At 38.0% G+C, this 26,017-nt stretch carries 22 protein-coding genes; 13 read left to right on the top strand and 9 right to left on the bottom strand.

Going from position 1 to position 26,017, the window contains the following annotated elements; genetic code table 11:
• Nucleotides 1-30: 30 nt before the first annotated feature.
• The 9 genes from RCJ95_RS06575 to RCJ95_RS06615 all read left to right on the top strand — a co-directional run bounded on the left by RCJ95_RS06575 (nucleotide 31) and on the right by RCJ95_RS06615 (nucleotide 5,954).
• Complete coding sequence (locus RCJ95_RS06575) at nucleotides 31-708, top strand: M23 family metallopeptidase (protein WP_004269484.1); 678 nt, start codon at nucleotides 31-33, stop codon at nucleotides 706-708.
• Nucleotides 709-864: 156 nt separating this feature from the next.
• Nucleotides 865-1,125, top strand: coding sequence for a sporulation transcriptional regulator SpoIIID (locus RCJ95_RS06580; protein WP_004269485.1), 261 nt, complete (start codon nucleotides 865-867; stop codon nucleotides 1,123-1,125).
• Between the two features lie 210 nt (nucleotides 1,126-1,335).
• Complete coding sequence (gene mreB, locus RCJ95_RS06585; RefSeq protein ID WP_004269486.1) at nucleotides 1,336-2,331, top strand: rod shape-determining protein; 996 nt, start codon at nucleotides 1,336-1,338, stop codon at nucleotides 2,329-2,331.
• A 21-nt stretch (nucleotides 2,332-2,352) separates the two neighbouring features.
• On the top strand, nucleotides 2,353-3,186 hold the full coding sequence (locus tag RCJ95_RS06590) for a flagellar hook-basal body protein (RefSeq protein ID WP_221679375.1): 834 nt from the start codon (nucleotides 2,353-2,355) through the stop codon (nucleotides 3,184-3,186).
• Nucleotides 3,187-3,210: 24 nt separating this feature from the next.
• Nucleotides 3,211-4,050, top strand: coding sequence for a flagellar hook-basal body protein (locus tag RCJ95_RS06595; RefSeq protein WP_221679377.1), 840 nt, complete (start codon nucleotides 3,211-3,213; stop codon nucleotides 4,048-4,050).
• 47 nt (nucleotides 4,051-4,097) lie between these two features.
• Complete coding sequence (locus RCJ95_RS06600; protein WP_004269489.1) at nucleotides 4,098-4,388, top strand: DNA-directed RNA polymerase subunit beta; 291 nt, start codon at nucleotides 4,098-4,100, stop codon at nucleotides 4,386-4,388.
• Between the two features lie 56 nt (nucleotides 4,389-4,444).
• Nucleotides 4,445-4,888, top strand: a complete 444-nt coding sequence (fabZ, locus tag RCJ95_RS06605; protein WP_009371926.1) for a 3-hydroxyacyl-ACP dehydratase FabZ — start codon at nucleotides 4,445-4,447, stop codon at nucleotides 4,886-4,888.
• Between the two features lie 147 nt (nucleotides 4,889-5,035).
• On the top strand, nucleotides 5,036-5,419 hold the full coding sequence (locus RCJ95_RS06610; RefSeq protein ID WP_221679381.1) for a hypothetical protein: 384 nt from the start codon (nucleotides 5,036-5,038) through the stop codon (nucleotides 5,417-5,419).
• A gap of 109 nt (nucleotides 5,420-5,528) precedes the next feature.
• On the top strand, nucleotides 5,529-5,954 hold the full coding sequence (locus tag RCJ95_RS06615) for a hypothetical protein (protein WP_257521124.1): 426 nt from the start codon (nucleotides 5,529-5,531) through the stop codon (nucleotides 5,952-5,954).
• 195 nt (nucleotides 5,955-6,149) lie between these two features.
• Here RCJ95_RS06615 and RCJ95_RS06620 read toward each other — a convergent pair whose 3' ends face one another.
• Together RCJ95_RS06620 and RCJ95_RS06625 are read right to left on the bottom strand one after the other, a co-directional pair.
• Complete coding sequence (locus RCJ95_RS06620) at nucleotides 6,150-7,118, bottom strand: nuclease-related domain-containing protein (protein ID WP_446722064.1); 969 nt, start codon at nucleotides 7,116-7,118, stop codon at nucleotides 6,150-6,152.
• Between the two features lie 86 nt (nucleotides 7,119-7,204).
• Nucleotides 7,205-7,630, bottom strand: a complete 426-nt coding sequence (locus tag RCJ95_RS06625) for a YwpF family protein (RefSeq protein ID WP_446722034.1) — start codon at nucleotides 7,628-7,630, stop codon at nucleotides 7,205-7,207.
• A 297-nt stretch (nucleotides 7,631-7,927) separates the two neighbouring features.
• Here RCJ95_RS06625 and RCJ95_RS06630 point away from each other — a divergent pair, with 297 nt between their 5' ends.
• Nucleotides 7,928-8,326, top strand: coding sequence for a single-stranded DNA-binding protein (locus RCJ95_RS06630; RefSeq protein ID WP_257521125.1), 399 nt, complete (start codon nucleotides 7,928-7,930; stop codon nucleotides 8,324-8,326).
• 246 nt (nucleotides 8,327-8,572) lie between these two features.
• On the opposite strand, the gene RCJ95_RS06635 is transcribed toward RCJ95_RS06630, so the two are convergent.
• Both RCJ95_RS06635 and RCJ95_RS06640 read right to left on the bottom strand, forming a co-directional pair.
• Entirely contained in the window at nucleotides 8,573-11,338 is a 2,766-nt protein-coding gene (locus RCJ95_RS06635) for a DEAD/DEAH box helicase (RefSeq protein WP_446722035.1), read from the bottom strand.
• A complete protein-coding gene (locus tag RCJ95_RS06640) occupies nucleotides 11,335-12,909 on the bottom strand; it encodes a hypothetical protein (RefSeq protein WP_446722036.1) in 1,575 nt (524 codons plus the stop codon). Before RCJ95_RS06640 ends, RCJ95_RS06635 begins: the two co-directional genes overlap by 4 nt.
• Before the next feature lie 204 nt (nucleotides 12,910-13,113).
• Here RCJ95_RS06640 and RCJ95_RS06645 point away from each other — a divergent pair, with 204 nt between their 5' ends.
• Both RCJ95_RS06645 and RCJ95_RS06650 read left to right on the top strand, forming a co-directional pair.
• Nucleotides 13,114-13,590: an IDEAL domain-containing protein gene (locus tag RCJ95_RS06645; RefSeq protein WP_004269498.1), complete on the top strand. Its 477-nt coding sequence runs from the start codon at nucleotides 13,114-13,116 to the stop codon at nucleotides 13,588-13,590.
• Nucleotides 13,591-13,762: 172 nt separating this feature from the next.
• Nucleotides 13,763-14,593: a flagellin N-terminal helical domain-containing protein gene (locus RCJ95_RS06650; protein WP_446722037.1), complete on the top strand. Its 831-nt coding sequence runs from the start codon at nucleotides 13,763-13,765 to the stop codon at nucleotides 14,591-14,593.
• Between the two features lie 40 nt (nucleotides 14,594-14,633).
• Here RCJ95_RS06650 and csaB read toward each other — a convergent pair whose 3' ends face one another.
• The 5 genes from csaB to RCJ95_RS06675 all read right to left on the bottom strand — a co-directional run bounded on the left by csaB (nucleotide 14,634) and on the right by RCJ95_RS06675 (nucleotide 22,133).
• Nucleotides 14,634-15,713 (bottom strand): polysaccharide pyruvyl transferase CsaB, encoded by a 1,080-nt coding sequence (csaB, locus tag RCJ95_RS06655; protein ID WP_328025401.1) that lies wholly within the window; start codon nucleotides 15,711-15,713, stop codon nucleotides 14,634-14,636.
• Entirely contained in the window at nucleotides 15,713-17,626 is a 1,914-nt protein-coding gene (locus RCJ95_RS06660) for a DUF5693 family protein (RefSeq protein WP_446722038.1), read from the bottom strand. Before RCJ95_RS06660 ends, csaB begins: the two co-directional genes overlap by 1 nt.
• A gap of 20 nt (nucleotides 17,627-17,646) precedes the next feature.
• Nucleotides 17,647-19,203, bottom strand: a complete 1,557-nt coding sequence (locus tag RCJ95_RS06665; protein ID WP_446722039.1) for a putative polysaccharide biosynthesis protein — start codon at nucleotides 19,201-19,203, stop codon at nucleotides 17,647-17,649.
• The gene (locus RCJ95_RS06670) at nucleotides 19,200-19,940 is read right to left on the bottom strand and encodes a WecB/TagA/CpsF family glycosyltransferase (RefSeq protein ID WP_009371907.1); all 741 of its coding nucleotides are present in this window, start codon (nucleotides 19,938-19,940) and stop codon (nucleotides 19,200-19,202) included. Before RCJ95_RS06670 ends, RCJ95_RS06665 begins: the two co-directional genes overlap by 4 nt.
• 342 nt (nucleotides 19,941-20,282) lie before the next feature.
• On the bottom strand, nucleotides 20,283-22,133 hold the full coding sequence (locus RCJ95_RS06675) for an S-layer homology domain-containing protein (protein WP_446722040.1): 1,851 nt from the start codon (nucleotides 22,131-22,133) through the stop codon (nucleotides 20,283-20,285).
• Nucleotides 22,134-22,765: 632 nt separating this feature from the next.
• On the opposite strand from RCJ95_RS06675, the gene RCJ95_RS06680 reads away from it, so the two are divergent.
• Nucleotides 22,766-26,008: an S-layer homology domain-containing protein gene (locus tag RCJ95_RS06680; RefSeq protein WP_446722041.1), complete on the top strand. Its 3,243-nt coding sequence runs from the start codon at nucleotides 22,766-22,768 to the stop codon at nucleotides 26,006-26,008.
• Nucleotides 26,009-26,017 lie beyond the last annotated feature (9 nt).

Raw genomic sequence — 26,017 nt, forward strand, 5'->3', positions numbered from 1 at the left:
TTGTTCACACTGCAACTAGAGGTGATGAAAATGAGAGAGGATAAAAATAATAAAGCTTCTCAAAACCAAGATCCAAATCAAAAGGAAAATGGCCAATTACAAAAGAAACCGTGGTTTTGGCCAGTAGTTTACACAGGTGGTGCACTTGTTCTAGCAGGATTGTTATTTGGTTACAATAGTCTCGTATCAAAAGTAGAAGAGGCTCCTTTACCAGATTTAGCTGAAGTTGATCCAGGTCCTGTAGTGGAAACGAATGCACGTACAGAAAACATGATGTATCCATTCAAAGAAGAGAATTTTAGTAAAGTACAAGTCTTACAAGAATTTTACGAGTTAGAAGCAAATGAAGAGTCTCGCGAAAATGCACTAATGGTATTTAATCAAACATTTACTACATCTTCTGGAATCTCTATTGCTATGAATGGAGAAGAATTTGAAGTACTAGCTGCAATGAGTGGTAAAGTACTAGAGGTAAAACTAGACGCATTTACAGGGAATAAGATCGTGATCGAGCATCCAAATGGTATGCAGACACATTATAGTTCTGTGAAGGATATCGCTGTTAAAGAAGGCGATGAGGTTACACAAGGTCAAGCATTAGGAAAAGCGACTGACAACGAGTGGAATCAAGCGGCTGGCGTCCACATGCATTTCGAAATTCTTGAAAACGGAAAATATATCAATCCGAAAAAATTACTAGCTTTTTAATGAGAAAAGCTAGTAACGCATAAAAAGTCAGCATTTTATCAAGAAAATGCAAAACGTGTTCTGAATAGCTTTGTCCTCACATAAGGTGAAGAAATGCGCAAATGTGCATCTGATTGCCAAAGCATTTTGTGAAATTGTGTGGAAAGGACGAAGAACGTGCATGAGCACATTCGGAAGCGCTGCATACGCCTCGGTGAATTACTGATTGAGACGCGTGAGACTGTGCGTGTCCTCGCGAAAATGACTGGTTATTCAAAAAGTACGGTGCACAAGGATTTAACAGAGCGATTACCAACAATTCATGAAGGATTAGCTGACCAAGTGAAAGAAATACTCGCCTACCATAAGGCCGTACGTCATATTCGCGGAGGAGAAGCAACGAAAAACAAGTGGAAAGAAAGAGCGAGTCAAGAATGATTCGTTCTTTTTTGTTGTGTTGGACAAGCATAAGTGATGATTTTCTAAGGAATAGTAATTCTATATTATAGCCGTTCACTGCGTAAAAAGAAAACAGTCTTATTCACTAAATTTAGGTGAAATTACCAATAGAATATGATAAAATATTCTAGATAAAGAGATAAAATGAACGTTATGTAGTTGGAACTGGCGGGAAGGAGAAATTATAAAATGTTTTCGAAAGATATTGGCATTGACTTAGGGACTGCGAACGTATTAATCCACGTTAAAGGGAAAGGGATTGTCCTCAATGAACCATCTGTTGTGGCGATCGATAAAAAGACAAATAAAGTATTAGCGGTAGGGGAAGAAGCCCGCCAAATGGTAGGGAGAACGCCAGGTAATATCACAGCTATTCGTCCACTAAGAGACGGAGTCATTGCAGATTTTGATGTGACAGAGGCGATGTTAAGACATTTCATCAATAAATTAAACGTAAAAGGATTTTTGGCGAAACCACGCATATTAATTTGTTGTCCAACGAATATTACAAGTGTTGAACAAAAGGCAATTCGTGAAGCTGCTGAAAAATCCGGTGGTAAAAAAGTATATTTAGAGGAAGAGCCAAAAGTAGCAGCAATAGGTGCTGGAATGGATATCTTCCAACCAAGTGGAAATATGGTAGTCGATATCGGGGGCGGAACAACAGATATCGCAGTTCTATCAATGGGTGATATCGTAACAAGTGAATCCATTAAAGTAGCAGGCGATGTGTTTGATAACGATATTTTGCAATATATTAAAAAAGAATATAAATTGCTAATTGGGGAACGTACTGCAGAGGCAATCAAAATGACAATTGGTACAGTTTTCAAAGGTAGTCGCAATGATACAATGGATATTCGTGGCCGTGATATGGTAACGGGTTTACCACGTACAATTACAATTGAGTCTGAAGAAATTGAACGTGCACTACATGAATCAGTAGCCATGATTGTCCAGTCAGCTAAAAATGTCTTAGAAAAAACACCACCTGAACTATCAGCCGATATCATTGATCGTGGAGTGATTATAACTGGTGGTGGTGCATTATTACATGGAATGGACCAGCTATTAATAGAAGAGCTAAAGGTACCTGTTTTCATTGCAGAGAGACCTATGGATTGTGTAGCCATTGGTACAGGTATCATGCTTGAAAATATTGATCGTGTGCCAGCATCCTTATAAAAATAAAATGAGGTGATTTCTTTGTTTAAAGGATTTTATACAGTTGCAACAGGTATGATCACGCAACAAAGAAGAACAGAATTACTTACCAATAATTTATCAAATGCGAATACACCAGGATTTAAGGCAGATCAATCTACGATTCGCTCATTTCCAGATATGCTAATGTCTAGCATTGGAAAAACAAATGCTCCTGCTCACCAACAAGCCGGCGCTGAATATATGAGTCAAGTAGGAGCTTTAAATACAGGGACATATTTACAAGAAACATTACCAAATTACATACAAGGCCAAATCTATAACACTGATTTTACAACAGATATGGCATTGATTAATGGAAACTTACCACAAAATGAAGATGGTGTTACGGGTTCAATTTTCTTCCGACTAGAACATCCTGCTGGTGGTGAGGCTTACACACGTAATGGTAATTTCACATTAGATGGGCAAGGCTATTTAGTTAACGGTCAAGGATTATATGTACTAAATGATGCTGGGCAACGTATCCAGCTACCAAATGATGATTTCCGATTAGATGAAAGTGGCGCTATCTTTGTAAATAATCAACAAGTAGCTCGTGTTGGTGTATCATTTGCTGCTAACCCGAACATGCTACAAAAACAAGATAATGGCCTTATTCGTACAGAAAATGGTGAGAACTTGCCAACAGCTTATGGAGCGAATGGTGTTTCCTTTACACTACGTCAAAACTTTTTAGAAGGGTCAAACGTAGATTCTAGTCGCACAATGACAGATTTAATGACTGCCTACCGTGCATTTGAAGCAAACCAAAAAGTATTACAAGCTTATGATCGTAGCATGGAGAAGGCTGTGAATGAAATCGGAAAAATTTAATGGGCGAACAGGAGGCTTTTATCAATGCTACGTACAATGATTACAGCTACAAACACAATGGGGCAATTACAAAACAAACTGGATACAATTAGTAATAACATTGCTAACAGTAATACAACGGGCTATAAAACAAAGGAAGCATCCTTTAATGAATTACTTTATCAGCAATTTAATAATGATAAGCAGGATCGCGCAGAACGACAAACACCTGTTGGTATTCGCTATGGATCTGGTGCAATGGTCGGCCAAATTAAATCCAATGAAAAGCAAGGTTCATTACAAACAACTAATCGTGATTTAGACTTAGCTTTCACAAAAGCGAAACAATATTTCAATATTTTGATGCCAGATGGTGAAAATGGAACTGAAACAGTGTATACTCGACAAGGTGACTTTTATTTATCTCCATTGAATAATGGAACAGTTATGCTTGTAACAGCAGAGGGTTATCCAGTAGCTAATGCTGCAGGACAAGCTATTACATTACCCGACACGGTTCAAAAGTTTGCTGTTCGAGATGGTGGCGTATTAGAAGCAGCTTATCCAAATGGAGATATAATTCGTACTAATTTAGCTGTAACAGAATTCCAAAAGCCGCAATTAATGGAGCATGTTGCCGGTTCTTATATGGGATTACCTAATAATTTAGCTGAACTTGGCTATACGCAGGCGGAAGTTTTGACAGAGCTTGTGGGAGCCAACCGTCAGCAAATTGGCATGCAAAGTGGTACACTAGAAATGTCCAATGTTAACCTCTCGAAAGAAATGACAGAACTCATTCAAACACAACGTTCTTATCAATTCAACGCAAGAGCGGTGACATTAGCAGATCAAATGCTTGGACTAATTAATGGCATTCGATAGCAAGTTATCCAAAAACGCATAGTAAGGAATGAAGAGGAGTACAATCTATGACAAACGATTCACGTCGACGTTCTGTGCCGACACAAGAAACCGATACGCAACCGCAACCAGAAAAGAAAGAACGCCGCTCGACTGGAGAGCAACGCGAGGTTCGATGGGTGCAAATCCGACTGATTCCGATTTGGTTACGCATTGTAATTGTTCTCATTTTAGTCGTTGTTGCCGCAGCATTAGGCGCAATGTTTGGCTTTAGCGTTATTGGAGAAGGCAATGCTATGGATATTTTTAAACGAGAAACATGGCAGCATATATTTGATATTATGAATGGTAAAGAATAACATTATTCTTTACCTTACTTTGTGTATACATACTTAATTTTTGAGGGGGAAATGACATGTTATCTGCAGAACAAATTCAAGCAATTTTACCACACCGCTATCCTTTTTTATTCGTAGATCGCATCATTGAATTAGAAGAAGGGAAGCGTGCAGTAGGATTAAAAAACGTTTCAATCAACGAAGATTTTTTTAATGGGCACTTCCCAGGTTATCCAGTTATGCCGGGTGTGTTAATTGTGGAAGCTTTAGCTCAAGTAGGTGGAGTGGCTTTATTAAATGCTGAAGAATTTAAGGGTCGTTTAGCATTTTTAACGGGTGTTGATAATTGTCGTTTCAAGCGTCAAGTCGTACCTGGCGACCAACTTAAATTGGAAGTAGAATTTGTAAAACTTCGTGGCGCAATGGGTAAAGGTCATGGTGTAGCAACGGTAGATGGAGAACTTGTATGTGAAGCCGATATTCTATTTGCCATTGGGCCTGAACAGCCTAAACAAGCTTAATTTGCATTTGTAGACCAAAAGATATAAAATAGATAAAGTCAAGTCAAAAATTGATTAGTAGGTTCTTAAATTGCGATGGTAAATAAGCGATTGTGAATTGAAATAGATGTAATTTTTAGGTTTTACAAACGTAGGAGGATTATTAAGATGTATAAGGAATTGTCTTCAGGTATTAAAATTAGCATTACTCGTTCGATTTCAACATCTTTTGAAACATACTTAGCAAGTATTGGTTGGGATGAAGAGCGCTTTTCCATGGAAGACTTCATTGCAAACTGGCAGACTTATTTTCAGGAGAATGCCGCGTGGATCGAAAAAATCCCTTCTGATACATTGATGAGCGCACAGTTTCATGAAGAAATGGCACAAAAAATCGATGAGGTTATTGCCAAAATTTTAAATGAAGAACCAACAGCACAGCAAGTCGAAACAATCGAGGCATTGCAAAAAGAGCTAGGCACAAACTATAGCTACGACTGTAAAGCAGAGGCAGCATATATTGAACAGTTATTAAAAGAAAAACAAAAATAGTTTGTACAAAAATCGGATAGTTCCCTCCTTTCTCGGGCAATCTATGTAGGATCACAAATACAGTAGATGTATTTGATGACATAGTACCCAAGAAAGGAGGTTTTTTACTATGTGGAAAATGTCATTTTTAACCATTATTCTTGCAACTGCATTCCTTGGAGGTTGTAACTGGGGAAATAATGCAGTAGAAGATCACCCTGTTCGAGAAGTCGAGAATGACGTACGTCGAGGAGTCGACAATGTCGAGGATGCATTAGATCCGAATAATCGTGACGATGCATACGATCGCAATAATGTAAATGGGAATGGTGTAGATCGAGGTACTGTTAACGATAATACAACATTACCTGAAGCAACAACACCTGGTTCAAATGCCGATATGAACGGCACAAACGGCTATGACAACACACCAAATGCAAACGGTGTAAATGGTGTTGAACGTAATGACAACATGAACGGTAACAATAATAATGATGTTGTCGACGATAAAGTAAACAACACTGAAAAATACCGTGATGGTATGAACAACCGATAACATAAAAAGAGTGTTTCCTCTTTGGAAAACACTCTTTTTTCAATTTAGAGGAAAGCGAAGTGAATACCCGCGAAAGCAGAGTGAATACCCGCGAAAGCGAAGTGAATACCCGCGAAAGCAGAGTGAATACCCGCGAAAGCGAAGTGAATACCCGCGAAAGCAAAGTGAATACCTGCAAGCTAAGCAAAACCCCCATCAAAAAAAATTCTTCATATGCTCCAGTAAGTTTTCAGGTAAATGGTAAACACGATTCTTATAGGTACCGGTATATGGAAACTGAAACTTCCGTAGCAATCGAGTAGCTGCATCGCTAGAATTAATTCTAAAAAACGCTCGTAACTGTTTATTGGTAATAGAATGACTAATCAATAACCGATAATCAAGCATAGCCTCTGCGAAAATTTCTATACTTCTATAATGACAAAATGAACATTTCCAAATGCCACGATGAAAGTACATATTATTTTGATAGGTACATTTTGGACAAAGAACACCGTGTCGAAATCGTGATGGGGAAATCGATGTATGAATTTGAGGAATCATCTGTTTAGAAAGTAGCGCGTTCACTAATTGGGTTAAATGATTATCCGTCATTAATTTTTTAGGGTGCTTTTTAAAAAGCGACTGGAGATACTTATGAAGACCGGACGCATGAAAAATGGGGAGAGTACTAGTTGAATTGACGATGATTGTGGAAGGATTTGCTATAACAACAGCCCCTTCAACAGGAAGGGAATAACTTGCAATAAGATTTTTAAGAAATCCCCTATGACGCTCAGTTTGAGTAAGAGCATTTGGAAATCCTTCAACAGTACCATCAACCTTTGTGCGTATGCATTGATGTGTGTGTTGATCAAATTCAAGACGACCATGTATGTTTTTGATTTCTACAACCAACATAAAATGAGGACAAATAAAAAGCGTATCAATCTGATGCAGATGTTGAGCCGAGTTCATAAGACATAAATTATGTAAGACAAAAAAGGTATTTGGGTATATTAATTCATGCCATACGCGATCAACTTTTTGTTCGCCAGCAAACCCTGCATCTAGTCGACGATACTGCTCTTGATAATAATGAAATTCTACATCATCCTTTAAAAGGCGCCTCATCAAAGCCTCAAGCCATATTAATTTTAAAGGCTTCTTCCTTATTGCAACCACCAAATGTAACCCTCCTTTTTTAAATTGTATTGTACAAAAAAATTACTGCTTGTCCAACAAAAAAAGCGATGCAAAAATTAGCATCGCTAGTCATTTTTTAATTTTGGTCGCTTTTTCATATCTTGTGTAAAGCGATCCAGTAAATCCTCTAAAGAAACACCCTCAGCAAGTAGCTCGGAAAGTAATTGTTCTGCATATTTTGATCGTTTAATTTTAAGCGTACCTTTTAATAGTACTGAAACATGATCACCGATATCTTCAACAGTATGTACGATCACCTGAAAAGGAGCGGGTTCATTATCTGGGAATGAAATAACTGCACGTACATTGAAAACTGTAGGATTCGCTAAGAGCTCATCAAAGGTTGAGCGATATTGTTTTTCCATAAACAATTCAAGTACCCAAGATTGATGGCTATTTTCCTGATTAATAATGATGCCATCGATTAAAGGGAATGGTTGCACGCCATCTTTCGTGACAAGGTCAAAGGAAAGCATTTTAAAGGTTTTCAATATGTATATTCCTCCTAAGTCTGTCATTCTTTTAGTATAACACATGAGACAGCTGTTGTTTGTGATGCGCACCTGTGACGGTTTTTCAAAAACTGCGAAATTGCAGATTTCATGGAATAGCATTTGCCATTACAGCCTAACGCATTCAGCTAGAAAATTAATAAAAAATAGAAAAATAAAAATGCCGATTTACCCAATTTATGCACAAAAACTGAAGGAAATTAACAATATTGATTTTTGCGAATACCCGAATCATTTTGTAAGATGAGAGCAATCAAAAGCAAAGGAGGTGAATGAATGAATCAAGTCGGATTGGTTGGAAGGTTTACAAAAGACCCGGTGTTACGTTACTTATCTGGAAATCGTGTGCAAACTCATTTCTCACTAGCCATTAATCGTAATTTTAAAAACAATCAAGGGGAAGTAGATACAGATTTTGTTTTCTGTACAGCTTGGGGAAGGCTTGCAGAGAATATCGTTAAATATTGCGGTAAAGGTTCATTAATCGGTGCCACTGGCCGTATTCAAACAAGGTCATTTGTAAATGAGGAAAGCACTAAGATTTTTATGACAGAGATAGTGGTTGAGGATGTTAGATTTTATCAACTGAAACAAAGAGATAGTGACGAAGCAGTTACTGTACCGCCACAGCCACCGAATGAACAGGAACACTTAAAGGATTTTGTTTTACCTTAGCAAGAATAGCTTACATACGGGGCAAGAGAACATTCATTGTCTGATCCGCCATTCTCCTTATATTTCTTGCACCGTAACAAACAGAAAGGAATGATGTGGAACACAAATAAAAAACATTGCTGAAGACCGCACAGCAATGGAATTTTCAACACAACTAAATACAAATGATGAAGTAAGTAGGGAAAAGAAGTAGCAAGTTCCACTAAAAGAGCGCCAAGAACTATTTGCTCTTGGCGCATCTCATTATTATATATCTAATGTTATTAAATCGCGGAGTTCTTGATCTTCTAACTCGGTCAACCACTGGCTTGATTGAATAAGCTCTTCAGATAATGCAGATTTCTGCACCAGCATCTTATCAATTTTTTCCTCGATCGTGCCAATTGTCACAAACTTATGGACCTGCACAAATTGTGTCTGTCCGATTCGATATGCTCGATCGGTCGCTTGGTTTTCAACAGCAGGATTCCACCAGCGATCTGCATGTAAAACATGATTAGCTGCTGTTAAATTAAGTCCTGTTCCACCAGCTTTCAAAGAAAGGATAAATATAGGGAAATCTCCTGCCTGGAAAGCCTCTACTAAGCGGTCTCGCTGCTGCTTAGGCATGGCACCAGTTAAAAATGGTGCATCTACATTATATATTTCACTAAAGCAATGTTGTAGCAATTGTCCCATTCCAATATATTGTGTAAAAATGAGACATTGCTCGCCATTGTCCACAATCTCAGCTGCCATTTGTACAATGCGCTCTAGCTTAGTCGAACGTGCAAGCATTGTTTCGGCATCCTCGAAAGGTTCCTTTAAATATAAGGCAGGATGATTACATAGTTGCTTTAATTTACTGAGCATCTTTAAGACGCGACCCTTTTTTTGAAAGCCTGTTAACTGCTCCAGCTGATCAAGCGTCTCTAAAATATAGCCCTCATAAAGTGAAGCTTGCTCTGTTGTTAATGGACAATATTCATTCGATTCTAGCTTATCTGGTAAGTTAAGCTGTAAATGTGGATCACGCTTTGTACGACGCAATAAGAATGGCTGAATTTTAGCTCGAAGCTTCTGCTTATGCGACTCTGATTCGTCCCGTTCAATAGGCAAAATAAATTCTTCATTGAAGCGACCGAAGCTACCTAGAAAGCCCTTATGAATGAAATCAAAAATAGCCCATAACTCAGATAAACGATTTTCTACAGGTGTCCCAGTGAGAGCAATGTGATGGTCACCTAGCAATTTACGAATGGCTTTTGATTGTAATGTTTGCATATTTTTTATATTTTGGGCTTCATCGAGTACCACCGTTGCCCAATCAATATTCTGTAAAAATTCAGTATCCTGTGACACAGTACCATAGGTTGATAAAATGACATGTGGTCTTTCTTCTGTCACTAGCTGTTTAAACTCTTCATCCTTTGCTCGATTTGCTTGATAATGCGTATGCACAATCAGGGAAGGAGCAAATCGAGCAAGTTCTTTTTGCCAGTTCCCAAGCACTGAAGTGGGACAAATAATGATAGATGGCTTTGTGTAATCAGTTGATGACTCATAAATATGAAGCAAATAGGTAATCAACTGAACCGTTTTTCCAAGTCCCATATCATCCGCCAGACATGCACCGAAACCTTGTTGGCGCATAAAGACTAACCATTCAAAGCCCTCTAATTGATAAGGGCGTAATTCGGTTTGTAGAGACAAGGGAATCGGGACGGCAGGCAAGCCTTTCTTCTCCAAAAGTTGCTCCATGTATGCTTTTAATGATTGTTGTATTTCCAATGCAAAGATTGGATCATCTCTCAGTGCATCATCTGCATCTTCTTCCTCAAGAGGGGCAGACAAGTCTTCTGGTAACTCTCTAAATAATAATTCTCGAACAGTCCAACTTTCATCTTCTGCTTGTTGCATCAATTCACGCATTTCTTGCATCCAATTGGCATCTACTCGGAACCATTCAGTACCAATACGAATAAATTCACGTTTCTCATCCACAAGTTTTTTAAATTGCTCAGCTGAAATCGTTTGTCCGTTCATAGAAAACTGCCATTTAAACGTTAAAATATCATCTAAACCTGCTACCTTCCTTGTGGAAACATTACTGGTTGTAACGCGTACTCGAATTTTAGATTGTTTTAAATCCTTTAGCCATGCTGGCAATACAACATCAAAACCAAGTGCCTGCAATCTAGCAAGATCCTCACGTAAAAAAGAGCGAACTTCTAAATCTTCCAGTGTCACACGAATAAAGATATCACTATTAATTGTATCGATGGATAGAAGTTCTACAATTTGCTGTTGTTGCTGCGTAATTTCAGTCGCGAACATTCGCCACTTTGTAGGTAGTGCTTCTTCAATAGGTAAGGATTGTTTACGTATAGCAGGTGTCCAATAGTTTTTGGTTGTAGCAGTGCTTAGGACCGTTTCTAATAACCATACATCGGCATCTTCTTCTGGCTCACTTAATCGTAAAGAGACGGAAACAGCTCCAGCTTGACGAGCTTGATCCAAAGGCCAGCCGCCACGTAGGAAAAAGGGTAGTAACTTTGGTAAATCAGCTAGTATTAGCCCAACCTGTGAAAGCTTCTGCTGTACAGCCGTTTCCAATAATGCTGAATCTATATGATCAATAGGGAAAGTTAATGATGAAAAATCATCTGCAATCACAGCATGTGACCAAAGTGATGGCTCTTGCCAGTATGCTTGTAATGCATAAACTTTATTTAACCATTTTATACTTTCTTCATTTGCACCAATCCAATTGATGAAGGGGTGCTGGAAGCTTGTTGAAAAAATATCTAGTAACTCAGCTGAAGAAACTTCAATCGTAAAATCAGCCCGATTTGTTACTAATCCATAAACATTTGCCTCATAAGTAAAGAATAGCGAAGAAATTAATGTATCTACATCGATTGTTGTACCATTTGCAGTAAAACCCTGCAACGTAAAATATCCTTCCCGAGCTACTTCGATACGGAGCTGTTGTGTTTTGGAAAAAGGGGAAGGAGCATTTATTGTCATCATACTAAATTTCCTTTCTCAATTTCTTCTTGTAACGCACGTAGTCGTTTATATTCTGCACGAATGGTTTGCATATATGTTTCAAAATAAGCTGTTTTGCCAGCTCGCTTTGCAGCGCTACGCATACTTTTCCAAATGCGCACAGCCTGTTTATAATTTAAGCGTGATTTTTGCGCAATTTCAGCTATTGCATAGACATGATATAAAGGTAAAACAGTTGCAGGTTCAACCTGTAATACATCCTTTAATCCACACATTTCTAAGTAGGAGAGGGATGATGGGTTTAGTTGATGTAGAGCTGCCCATTCCCGATAGTGACCTTTTTTAATTAAAAAACTTGAGAACGGCTGTAGTCCATATACACCAAAGGCACTATAAAGCATTGCTTCCTCTTCCTCCGTAAGCTGAATCTCGTCAAATAAAAGTTGAAATTGCCTTACGTATTGGGCACGCTGAACGACTGGAACGACCTCCTGTAGAAATACTTCTGTCAAAGGTAAAATTGCTCGTAAAATGATTGCTAATGAATAGGACTCTCCAGCACGTTGAGCAAAAGTAGCTAGTTCAAACAAATCCTGCATTTGTGGTAAATCAATCTGTGCCAAATTTTCAAGCAATAAATCCTCTTTCTGTAATAGCACATAAAATAATAATTTTAACGATTGTAGAGAAATTTCTGTTGAAGGTTTATCAAGATTATCTATAAATGCCAATTCCTGTTCACGACGAGGCTTCTCATAAAAAAGCACTGCCCATAGTAGCATGTATAGACGAAGGCGATTGGCGAAAAGCCCTTGTCTTTCTAATAAAAATTCTCTTACTAGCTCTTGGATGGCATCATAAAATGGATCTGTCGCAAATAGTCGTGATCGATTAGAAAGCTCTGTAAGAATGCTCTCAAAAGATTGCGTGCTTTGCTCGATAAAATATTTCATATAAGGTGAATCTAACGAATGTCCAGGTGTTTCATTTAAATGCCGCCATATTGAATTAAAAATGGCTAACTCCATATAAAGCTTATAAAGGGGTTGCCATTCACGCTCAAAGGGCATATGTCGACGAAGACGCTCCAAAGCATCGGTTCTTACAGCGGAAAGCCCATAGCCTTCGAGTATGCGCCCAGGTGGTAATAATCGTTTCATCACCTCATCCACCATCATCGACCAGCTTTGCGGGCTGCGTTCATCTGCTAAAGATTTTAATTGAACTGATTTTTGTGCACGCCAAGCACTCGACCAATTTTGAACCGAATCAAAATATTGGTAGAGAGCGAGTAAAGCACCTACTTGATGTCGACACCATTTTGCTTGAGGACAGCTACAATGTAGCTCTTCCTTTGAAAAATCAATTTCAACAGAAGCGGGTCTGACATCTTGAACACTTGCATATAATATAGAACTTGCTCCATTAAATCGTTCAAAAACAATGGATTTATTCCTTACTGAAAAGACAGCACGGCGCACTAGTTCCTCATCTTCGGTAGAGGAAGGATGTAACTCTTGTTCAGCTTCTTTTAATTTAGTCAGCACAAATGCTTGATGTTCCTTAGCTAATTGCGATATAGACAATGCCATAACCTCACTCCTTTCATCTTGTATGGCTATAGTTAACATTGTTAATTGTAAAAAGGAAAAAAAGACTGTCCTTCCATTATACGATTAAAATGCAGTAATGATAAGCTGAATGATCAGAAAGAAAAAAATGAGTTAAAGATAGTTAACAAGGCTTTTGATTTGTGTTAAAATCTGAATAATCAGATAACTAGGGAGGGATGAAGGATGATGCAAGTTCAATACATGAAGCCGTTTTACACAAAAGTTACTGGAGATAAATTACGTCTCGTATTTGCTTATCAATATTTCTCTATTTTAAAAGAGAATGAGATTTTCCATTTCATTCCCATAGAAGGTAAAGAGATGATCATCAATATGAAGACACAGCAGATTGAAAATTTATCTGAGGTTTTTGTTTTCCAAAAAGGAAATCGCTTTATTCGGTTACCACTTTATCAACTATTGCTTATTACCAATGTTCATGAGCATTTAGCACCAATACTTGAAAGCGCTACACCAAAGCAACAAATTCCAATGGTTTCTACTGTGACGGTTGGCGAAATCGATCAGCTTATTGCAGAGCTAGAGGAGAAAAATTTGGATCATTTGATTGATCAGGCATTACTAGAGAATGATAAAGAACTCTTTTTCGAATTGCTACAGCAAAAGAGCCATCAACTTGGGGGTTTCAAAATTGAATAGATGGAATGTCCAGTAAGCACCTACTTATCATAAATGACAAGCAGGTGCTTTTATTATGTAGGTAATCAACTATAAAATGTTAAAAACACATAAAAAATTAGAAACCATTTCCAATATTAAGGTCAATAGATGAGATGTTGGACCGATATAAAAACAAGAAGGTGGTGAAATCATGCTTGGTAAGTGGTCTGCAACAGGGATGGCAATCCTCAATAATATGAATCGTCATTATGGGGCGATGAGTAAAGCCATGCTACGAATTTCTTCCGGATATCGAATTAATAGTGCAGCGGACGATCCAGCTGGACTGGCGATTTCTGAAAAAATGCGTGCTCAAATTCGTGGCTTGAATATGGCAGCTAAGAATATACAGGATGGTATTTCGCTTGTGCAGACGGCAGAGGGGGCACTGAATGAGACACATGCCATGATTCAGCGTATGCGTGAGTTAGCAGTGGAGGCAGCCAATGATACATTAACAGATGATGATCGTAAAAAATTAGATTTGGAATTTCAGGAATTAAAAAAGGAAATCCAGCGCACATCAACCGATACAGAATTTAATACGAAGACATTACTTAACGGGGATTATGAAACAAATGGCATCAAGATTCAAGCAGGCGCCAATGCAGGACAGAGTATCGAATTATTTATCAATGGGATGGGGTCTGAGAAACTTGGGTTGAAGGATGCTTCTATTGCTACTCGTGAGGAAGCGGAAAAAGCCATGTCTTCGATGGATGAAGCCTTAAAACAAGTTTCCAATGAGCGCTCACGTCTTGGTGCCTATCAGAACCGCTTGGAACATGCCTATAATGCCAATGTGAACACGGCTGAGAATTTACAAGCAGCAGAGTCTCGTATTCGAGATGCGGATATCGCAAAAGAGATGATGACTATGGTGAAGGCGCAGATTTTAATGCAAGCAGGTCAATATGTTTTAGCGATGCATATGCAACAGGCACAATCCATTTTAAAATTATTAGAAGTAGGAAAAAAATGATGAATTTCAATGTTAATTGAAATTCATCATTTTTTAATGTTTATTTTGACAAAGCATCAATTGCTAATTTAGCAGTTGCAGTTGCTTCCTCTTGCAATGGGATGACGGCCTGGCGCATTTTTTCTTGAACTGTTGTATAGGATTCAAGAATTGCTACAGCTTGTTCAAACAATGTTACACCATTCCAATCATCAACCTCGACATGACCGATGACAGGCTGATCAACGATATCAGCAAAAGCATCAATTTTCGGATCATACGAAATGGCAATAAACGGTGTTGCATAGATTGCCGAGAAAATTAAGGAGTGTAGTCGCATACCTATCAATAGTTGAGATTGACCAATCACTGCGATTTTTTCCTCAATAGATAAATCAGCAGGAGCAATCAAGCTCTTTTCCTTCATAAGTGCTGCTACTTCCTGTGAAGTAGTAAAATCATGCTCACCATGCATAGGGAGGAAGACGATTTGCTCACCCTGACGTACTAATTCATCTAGGCTGTGTGCAATTTTTTCTTTGTAGGCAACAGCGGAAGGCCAATCTCGAACGCTTACAGAAATATAGCTATCGGCTGACAAAGAGACATTTTCTAGCCAATCACAATGAAAGTCATTACCGTTCAATCCCATAACAGGATCTGGCACGATTTTTGTTTCTTTTCGTACACCGATCTCTGTTAAAAGAGCTAAAGAGGCTCTATCTCTGACTGTTATTTGCTCGACCTTATTAAAAACTGTACGAACAATAAATTTACTAAGCGGATGATTAATCGGACCCATGCCTTGGGCGTAAACAAATACTGGTTTTTTCAACCATTTTGCGATTTGAATAACGCCCGCATAGTAAGGAATCGTTTTCATGCCTGTTTGATCCTGCATGAGACTACCACCACCACTAATAAGTCCATCCGCTGTTTTAAGTAATTGGCGAATTTCTTTCATTTTCCATCGGTTAATGGCTTTGACACCATATGTTTGCTCAGTAGCTGCTGGATTATTAGATAATACCGTGATCTCTATATCACTTTGCCACTTTTTGAGAGATTGGATAATGGACAGTAGAATGGCATCATCTCCGACATTATCAAATCCATAATAGCCAGATAAAACAACGTGCATTATGACCACCTCGCGATTGCCTTAGAAACCCAACGATAACCGATTTTGAAGATTAGGATAAACACCAATCCTACTACAAGACCTAGAGATACACTGTATAGTGTACGTAATACAGAAACAGCTACTGGGATGTGTAGATGAGTAAATGTATTCATGATGGATAAGAAACCGATAACACCTGGTACTAGGAGAATACTTCCCCATTTGCGATTAATACCCATTACATATAACGCTAAAATGAAGAATGGGAAACCAATTAAAAATTCCTTTGTTCTTGGTCGAACATACAATGTATTTTCTAGCCATTGTCTAAAGGCTAATTCCATATCACTTACAGAGCCAGAGTTCCCTGTTCGGCTAATGTAAAATAATCCGACACCTGCCAACACAACGAGTAGTAGCACATGCCAATATTTCAACTCTTTATTTAACAATGTTACCGTATTCGATAAAGAGTTCTTAATGTTTTGATCAGCTAGTCGGTTAATCTCAATCACTGTAAATAGTAAAACACCCATAATTGGAATAAGATAAACAAGCTTAACCCCTTTAAATACAGCAAACCCTGTCATAAAGGCATTACCATTCAATAAGCCAATAACAATTACAATGCCAATAACGCTAATTGCTACTGCCTTTAAGTATTGGAGCAATATGTTAGACACCTTCGTAGAACCTTGCGCTGATTTGATGACTGCATAGGTTGGGGCAAGGACTGCAATAATGAGTGCAAATGCTTGTAAAAATAGAGTACTTTTCAGAATAAAGTACGCAATTGCTAGTACAGCCATAAAGCCAGCTGCCGCGATACGAAGAGGCATCCATTTTACTAATTCTGAAATGATAAAGGTAAATAAAATACCTGCTACTAATACGGCTGCTGTGACCCAAGCTGGCACGACTACTTTATCAAATAGCTTTGGTTCACCTGCTTTGAAATGATCTGGCATTGTGTCATGCACACCATTTAAATAATCAATCGTTTCTTCTACATTTTCTTTGGCATTACCTGTTGTTTTAATATGATAGAAGATGGAGCGAATATTACGCTCTTTGACAGCTCGTGTTGTACGATCAATACTTGCATTTAGCTTTAATTTAGTCTCTCTGTTGACATTGATACTATGCAAACGAATCATATTGTAATCCGTCATTTGAGCGATTTTACTTTCGCCTTTGAGTGGGTTACTTTCAATTGTGTAGAAGTAATAGCCAGCATCATTTAATTTTTCAACTAATTGATTGCCGTCTTCTTGTCCAAAACCAATAGCTTCATCACCTTGACCAAGTAAGCGGCCTGCTGAAGCTTCTTTTAAAGCGACTAATTGATTCACCAACTTTCCATTAGCTACTTCATTATCTGCATTTTCCACCTTAAAGATGTGGGCTAGTCCATGCTTACTAATCATGTCAATAGCAGGTTGATCATAGCCAATTGGTGTTTTTAAATCAAAATTGTGGTTAGAAGTAGGAAGGAAATAAAAAGGCTCTTCTCCTATTTGTACTTCCTCTGGTTCAACGCTCTCCATGATCAGCTTTTGGTAGCTTTCATTTTCAGGCACTCGAATATAATAGCCGCTATTAGAGATATCAACAGCATCTTTATAAGGTGTAAACAATAATTGTGCTGCTAACTCACTTTCTTTATAAACGGTAATTAAGTTTTGCTTTTCCATTTCCTTTAATGTTAAGGGCTCTAGACTCACAGTATTCAGCCCAGCATCCTTTAAGGAGGAAAGAATTTCATCCATTGTTAGGTCGCTATTTTTTTCTGCGGTTTGTATTTCATCATAGGGAATAACAATCTCATAAGCATCATTCGATTGCTCCGCATTCCACCTCTTCATGATACCTGTAGAGGAAACGACGAGTAAAAGAACAATGATCCCCCAAAGCCATTTCTGTTTTGACATAAGTGTCCTACCTCTCTTATTTATGAAAATCTTTTTCCAATAACAGGGATTTTCTTTAAATCTTGTTTATGAATAGCTTTCATCAGCCATAGTAGAAGGAAGTAAAGAGCCCCACCAACTACGATTGCGACAGTTAGATAGCCCATTGCCGACATTCTTGACCAATGTGTAAAGTCAAGCCAAAGTGTTGGTAATCCAACTGCTGCTCCCATTACAATGGAAGACACAATCATTTTCACCGTATCTTTTCCAAGGACAGTAAAGCGAATCATACGATAAATAAAGACAGAATTCACAATAAATAACACAAAATACACTAGCAAAGTTGCATAGGCAGCACCATCTAAACCAAATGCTTGAATAAGGAAGATGTTAGAAAACACCTTAAGGACAACACCACTCAAAATAATGAGAGCTCCTTTTTTGGCAGCATTCATACCCTGTAGAATTCCTGTTCCAAGCAAAGTTAGTGATGTAAAGACAGAGCTTAGATTGATGATAGCTAACATTAAGCTTCCCTCTAAGTCTTTAAAAAGAGCTAGATTTAAAGGTAAGGTTAGGGCTAGTAACCCAATCGCAGCTGGCCATGAAATAAGGTGTGTCATACGATGAGTTTGCTCAATAATAGTGCGTGTTTCATCCAATTTACGCTCAGCTAGCTTCGTTGTAATCAACGGCACAAGGGGCAAGATAATTGAAGAAGCAAAAACAGTCGTAATTTGAACTAATGTTAGTCCTCGACCATAAATACCATAAAGGTAGCTAATTTCACTCGCATCTGCACCAGCACTTCTTAAGCCATATGTAACCGTAAAGGAATCAACAAAGTTAAAGAGTGCCATTGTCACAGAACCGATCGCAATGGGAATCGAAATTTTTAAAATGGTTTTACTGTATTTAGAGAAATCCTTACCAGAATATTTCTCCTTACTCGTCACTTTTACCGAAGAACGGAAATATTTAAAGAGTAAATAGAAAAGTGACCCGAGGGCTCCTAACACAGAGCCTGCCATAATTCCACCAGCTACGATATCATTTGAATAATCCATTGCTACTAGGAAATACGCAACAATTAAAATTAACGCAACACGTACTAACTGCTCAATCACTTGAGAGATGGCAGTAGGGCGCATATCTCCAAAACCTTGGAAAAATCCACGATAGACAGCCATATAAGGAGCTACCAGTAAAGTAAGGGCAACAATAATTAAGGCAATCTCTGTTGAGGGCCCACCAAGTGCATTCGCTATCTGCTCTGAAAAGCCGTAAATGATTGTAAAACTAATGACGCCAAAGGATAATGCAAGGATTCTTGCAGTCACATAAATTTTCTTAATTTTGGCAGTATCCTGACTCGTCCTAGCTTCGGCTATTAGCTTAGAAATAGCAATAGGGATACCCGCAACGGATAAATAAAGTGCTACCATATAAACAGGATAGACAAGACTAAAAATACCGAGTACTTCATCACCAGCAATATTTTGAAGTGGTATACGGAAGATACTACCGATTACTTTTGAAAGTAAGGTGGCAATCGTTAGGATGAGTGTGCTTTTAACAAATGTTGACTGACTCATTTTGTTTTGCCCTGACCTTTAAGCTTTAATGCAAATACTTTTAAAGCAAAGCGAGGGAGTACAAGCATTCTTCCAAATCGACTTGGCTGGCGTAACAGTCGATAGAGCCATTCAAGATTTAATTTTTGCCAAATTACTGGAGCACGTTTTACAGTACCAGCGATGACATCGAAGGAGCCACCTACGCCGATAAATACACCCTTTGAAAATTTTTCAAGGTTTTCCGTTATCCATTTTTCCTGTCTTGGTACACCTAATGCCACAAATACTAGATCAGGCTGTAAAGTTGCAATTTCATTTGCAAAATCATTATTATTCCAGTCGAAGTAGCCATCATGATAGCCAACGACATCAACATTTGGATAGTTTTCATGAATATTGGCAACCGTCTTTTCGATGGTTTCCTTTTGAGCACCTAGTAAATAAATTTTAAAATGCTTTTGCTGACCAACTTCCAACAGACGTACCATCGTATCATAGCCAGTTACACGCTCTGGAAGTGAATCACCAAGAATTTGTGCAGCCTTAACGACGCCAATGCCATCCGCACAAATGTAAGTTGCCTGCTTTAAGTAATTCATGACAGTTGGATTTTCATTTGCCTGCATGACAACTTCAGGATTGGCTGTCACAACGAAAGTTTTTTCTTGCTGTTCAATACGATTAACGAGTAAATCAACAAACCCTTGCTGACCAATATGTAAAAAGGGTACGCCCATAATCGTTACATGCCTCATATAGTGTTCAAACCTTTCTGTAATTCCATTTTCACTGCAATCTATCATACCACAAAAGCAATATTGACAGGAAATTTTCGATAATGGGTTTAACGATGATTACCTAAAGTATAGCTCTGTTCAGTAACGATTTTTACATGGAATAGCAATCGTCCTATTAAGCTTTTTTAGGACCCTATTTTGACATAGAATTTACTAAATTTTAGGGGGATAGTATGAAAATTATATCCTAAAATTTCGAGTTTCTTCTATTATATAGCGCTTTCATCTCGGTGATAATAAATGACTAACAAAAAGAGTGCGAATCATCATCGCACTCTTCTTTTGCGCCTCCTATTAAAATCATTTTTTTACAATATAATCGCCATGTACCCAGCCTGTTTTTCCGTTGTAAAGCACCTGATACCAGGCACCATTTTTTATAAACTCACCTTTATCGTCTACAACACCGATAATAAAGCCATTCGGTTTAACAGTACCTAAAATAGCACTTGTAGTAGATGGTTCGCTTCGAACATTAAGTGTAATGTTCATATTAACAATTTGTAAGCCATTTTCAAGACTCACATAATCATCAATCACCCAGCCCTCTTGTCCATTGACACTTACTTTCAACCAACCACCATTTTCACCAAGAATTTTAAAGGAGGTATCCTTTGGCAAATTCGTCATAATCGAAGCATTATCTGCTGTATTCGGATACGTTCTCATATTGAGATTAATCGTCGTTTTCCCTGTTGCACCAGCTAACCCTAAATCCAATGCGTATTGCTTCGATGGACTCGGTAATGAAGGAGCGGAAGATTGACTTTGATAGGCAGGCACATCAAACACTAGGTTTGTTGTCGTATGAGCACCAATTAATTCATAAATATCATAGATCTTTTTCGCTTGAATGACAGCCCACATCACATGTGTTGCATACTGGTGGACTGTCGGATTATCAGGATTCCAACGCATTTTATAGAGCGTATCCTGCCCCCTGCTAATATACTGATCCTTTACAAATTGGGCACCTCCGATAATGGCATCCTGAACAGTAAACCAACCATTTGTATAAGCGCGCTCCGCACCATACTTATTAGCATCAGCATCAATAGCGCCAATACCGTAAGCATTGTAGGTTGTCTTAATAGCAGTTAATTTATCACGATTTTCTGGTGTTGCTACCATCGGCTTGCCATTTGTATCTAAGCCAACCTCGATCCCTTTAATAAGTGCAGAACCACCATTGGCTGTTTCATGCAAGGCATGGGAGACTAAATAAATAGCATTGATCTTATTGTCTACACCAGCTTGAATAAAGGCATCCGCTGTACCTGCTAAGCTTCCTTTATTGGTAAGTACTTTATCATTTAGCTCTTTTGCACTCAGATTATTGACGACAGTAGATAATTTTAGGAATTGATAATAAGATGGGCTATCCTGCATAAAGCTTTTTGGGTGTACATAGTATGACACTAGTGCCTCGCTAGCCGTGAAAATGCCAGCACCATCGACCTTTGGATTATTCATTGTTTGTTTACTCACTACAGAGGAGTAATCATGTGAGTAATTCGTCGTCATGTATTGCTTACCACCCGTCCCAGGAGCCTCTAGATGGATTAAACGATAGAGCACGGTAGCTGCCTCAGCACGAGTTGTTTGAGCAAGAGGGGCAAATTGATTATTTGGCTTCCCAACAAGTAGTCCTGTTGTGACGACAGCTTGTACATCTGCATAGGCCCATTTGGCAATGCGCGCATTATCACTAAAAGCAATAGGGGAGGAAGATGTATTGATGTTTTGATAAGTAAGAGCTCTTTTTAACATAGCGGCCATTTCCTGACGATTAATGTGATTATTCGGATGGAATTTGCCTTGCTCGTCACCTTTAATTAGCCCATGATAGCTTGCTTGCTCGACTACCCCATAATACCAGTCACCTTTTTTTACATCTGTAAAGGTTGTCTGACTAGAAGCTGCTGGCAAGTTCAGTGTTCTAACAAGAAAGGCTGCAAATTCAGCACGAGTGACAGCATCATTCGGACGATAATGGCCGAATTCATCGCCCTTCATTAAATCGTTGGTAATAAGATAGTTCATTTCATGGTAGGCCCAGTGCTTCGAAATATCTTCTGCTGAAGCGGAAGTTGGCGCAAGATATAACATGCCTGCCAGCACGGCCCCGTAAAGAGGAAATTTACGTTTCATTTTTTAAGCTCCCTTCAATAGCTGATATGTTCTATCAAACTATCAAAAGTGTAGCATAAAAAGTGGCAATCTATTATTACAACATGGGGACAGATAGATTTAGCTTTTTACTTAATAAAGAAGAAACTCATAAAGTTGGTGAGGAAGAGGCAGAATTCGCTATGAAACGCCTTCTATATTTCTGTTTCTTTACAATTATAACTAAAATATTACGGGAGTCTTTAATTTTTGACAATTTAGTAACCATTCCAGAAAATGCTTGGTTATTATTGAGAGTAAGGTATAATAGGTAACGGAACTATATGTTACCAATCCAAATGAGGATATAATTAGTTGTAATTTTAATGGTTTCTATTAAATACCATATTAGGTATGGTAAAAAAATCTTCTATAACTAAATTTATGTCCCAATGCTTGAATTTCGGAAAAGATAGTGTTATATTATTGTAGAAAGTGAATAAACTTACTAGAATGGTATTCTACTACGCTTTTTCTAGTAAATTTACTAACAAATTTGCTTTAGTTTTGTATTATTCAAGAAAGCTATAATACATACATTTAGGTAACTAGGCGGTACTATAGTTTTCGTTGGATTAATATCAATTTAAGGAATTTTAGGGAGGAATACATTAATGGCAAAGCAAAACAAAGGCCGTAAGTTTTTCGCGGCATCAGCAACAGCTGCATTAGTTGCATCAGCAATCGTTCCTGTAGCATCTGCTGCGCAAGTAAACGACTATAACAAAATCTCTGGATACGCTAAAGAAGCAGTTCAATCTTTAGTTGACGCTGGTGTAATCCAAGGTGATACTAACGGGAACTTCAACCCACTTAACACAGTAACTCGTGCACAAGCTGCAGAAATCTTCACGAAAGCTCTAGAATTAGAAGCTGACGGCGAAGTAAACTTCAAAGATGTGAAAGCAGGCGCTTGGTACTACAACTCAATCGCTGCTGTTGTAGCTAACGGCATTTTTGAAGGTGTTAGTGCAACTGAATTTGCACCAAACAAATCTTTAACTCGTTCTGAAGCTGCTAAAGTTCTTGTAGATGCTTTCGGTTTAGAAGGTAGCGAAAGCCTAGGCCAATTCGCTGACGCTTCTCAAGTTAAACCTTGGGCTAAAACTGCTCTAGAAACTGCTGTAGCAAACGGAATCTTCACTGGTTCTGAAGAAAACGGTAAATTAAACTTAAAACCAAACGCAGCTATCACTCGTCAAGATTTCGCAGTAGTATTCGCTCGTACGCTTGATTTAGTTGATACTGAAACTCCAGTTGATGCAGCTATCAAAGCAATCAACAACACAACTGTTGAAGTAACATTCGACGAAGAAGTTGAGAATGTTCAAGCTCTAAACTTCAAAATTGATGGATTAGAAATTAAAAATGCTTCTGTAAAGCAATCTAACAAAAAAGTTGTAGTTTTAACTACTGCAGCTCAAGAAGCTGGTAAAGAATACGCTGTAACTTTGGATGACGAAAAACTTGGTTCATTTAAAGGTATTGCAGCTGTAATTCCAACTAAAGTTGAATTAGTATCTTCTGCAGTTCAAGGTAAACTTGGTCAAGAAGTTAAAGTTCAAGCTAAAGTAACTGTAGCTGAAGGTCAATCTAAAGCTGGTATTCCTGTTACATTCAATGTACCAGGGGACAATGATGCAGTTAAGCCAACTTTAGTAGGAGAAGCTGTAACTAACGAAGAGGGTATTGCAACATATTCTTATACTCGTTATAAAGATACTACTGATGAAGTAACTGCTTATGCAACTGGTGACCGTTCTAAATTCTCACTTGGTTATGTATTCTGGGGCGTAGATACAATTCTATCAATCCAAGAAGTAACTACAGGTGCTACAATTAACAACGGCGCTAACAAAACATACAAAGTTACGTACAAAAACCCTAAAACTGGTAAACCAGAAGCTAATAAAACATTCAACGTTGGTTTTGTAGAAAACATGAATGTAACATCTGACAAAGTAGCAAACGCTACAGTTAATGGTGTTAAAGCGTTACAATTAAGTAACAACACAGCTTTAGATGCTGCTCAAGTTACAACTGATTCTAAAGGTGAAGCAACATTCACAGTTTCTGGTACAAATGCAGAGGTAACTCCTGTTGTTTATGCAGTAAACACTACTGCTGGTGAAAATGCTAAAGCTTACAAAACATCTGCTTTACAAGTAACTGCATCTAAAGTGAAATTTGCTGCAGTACAAGCAGATTACACACTTGAGTTAACTCGTACAGGTGGAGAAGTTGCAGCAACTGGCCAAGATAACGGTCGCGAATATAAAGTTGTTGTAAAAGATAAAGATGGCAAATTAGCTAAAAACGAAGTGGTAAACGTAGCATTTAACGAAGATTTAGATCGCGTTATTTCTACAGTTACTGATGCGAAATTTATCGATGCTGATAATGAAGTTTATTACACTGGAACAAAAGCTAAGCAAATCACTGTGAAAACAGATGAAAAAGGTGAAGCTACATTTGTTATTGGTTCTGATAAAGTAAACGACTATGCAACTCCAGTTGCTTGGATTGACATCAACACTTCTAATGCAAAAGAAGCTACTCTTGATGAGGGTGAACCAAAAGCAGTTGCTCCAATTTCTTACTTCCAAAAAGCTTACCTTGATGGTGCATCTATCAAGTCTTATAATACAGCAGGTAAGAAAGAAACTAAGTTCGAAGATGGTGCAGTAGCAACATTTAAAGCACAATTAGTTAACCAAAGTGATAAAGTTATCTCTGCAACTATTAAATCAGTGTCTTATACAGTATGGAACACAGGTTCAAATGATATTGATGTAGCAGGTAAAGTAGTTTCACCAAATCGTAGTATTACATTATCGTACCCAGGTGAGTTATCATCATCTGATTTACAAGTAAAAGCTATTGATGGTAAACCTTCATCTGTACGCGTAATTGCTACTGGTATTGCTATTAATCCTGCTGACAGTAAAGATTATGCATTTACTGCTAAAGAAGCAACAGCAACATTTACTTCATCAAGTGAAGTAGCAAATAATCATGTTGGTCGAATTGGTTCAGTAAATACTACAGATAAAACTTTAACATTCGATGGTAAGAAACCAATTTCTTATAAAGATGCTAAATTTGTAGCTGAAAACAATGCTCCACTTGCTGATGCAGACGCATTTATTGCAGAATTGAAAAAGTATGCTAATAGTGCTGAAGTACACTACAGCAAAGATGCAGATGGTGTTGTAACATTTAAAATTGTACGTGCAGCTACTACTGGTGGTGCAGTTACTGTTGATGCATTTAATTCTACATTAACTACTGCTGCTGTAACTGTAGCAGGTTCTGCTACAACTCCTGCAGTTGCTACAGTTGACTCAGCCCTAATCACTGCTGCATACGGTAATACAATTACAGTTAACGGTGTTACATTTACGTATCATGCTGATGCAAGACCAAGTGATGCAAACTTATTCACAGGTTTAGCAGATTTAGTGTACAAAATTAATCTAAACTCAACAGTAAAAGTTAAAGCTTCTGCAACAGGTACAACTCTTAACTTATCTGAAGATAAAGATGGTACATTCAATTATGCTGTAAACGGTGGTACTCAACTTACAAGTACTGTAGGTGTTGTTGGTCAAGATCAACAAGTAACATTTACTTTCTCTGATGCATTAAACATTGCTACAGGAGATAAAGTAACAGTTAATGGTCTACAAGGTACTGTAGCTTCTGTATCTAACGCTAAGAAAACTGTAGTTGTGAAATTCTCAGCTCTTGGATTAACTGGTACTACAGTTACTTCATTCACAGTTACTAATGGTGCTTCTGGTACTGATAACAAAGGCAATACAGTAACAGTAGGTTCTGTGACTTTAACTCGTTAATAATTTTAT

It is taken from the genome of Lysinibacillus sp. BSL11 (assembly GCF_052928325.1).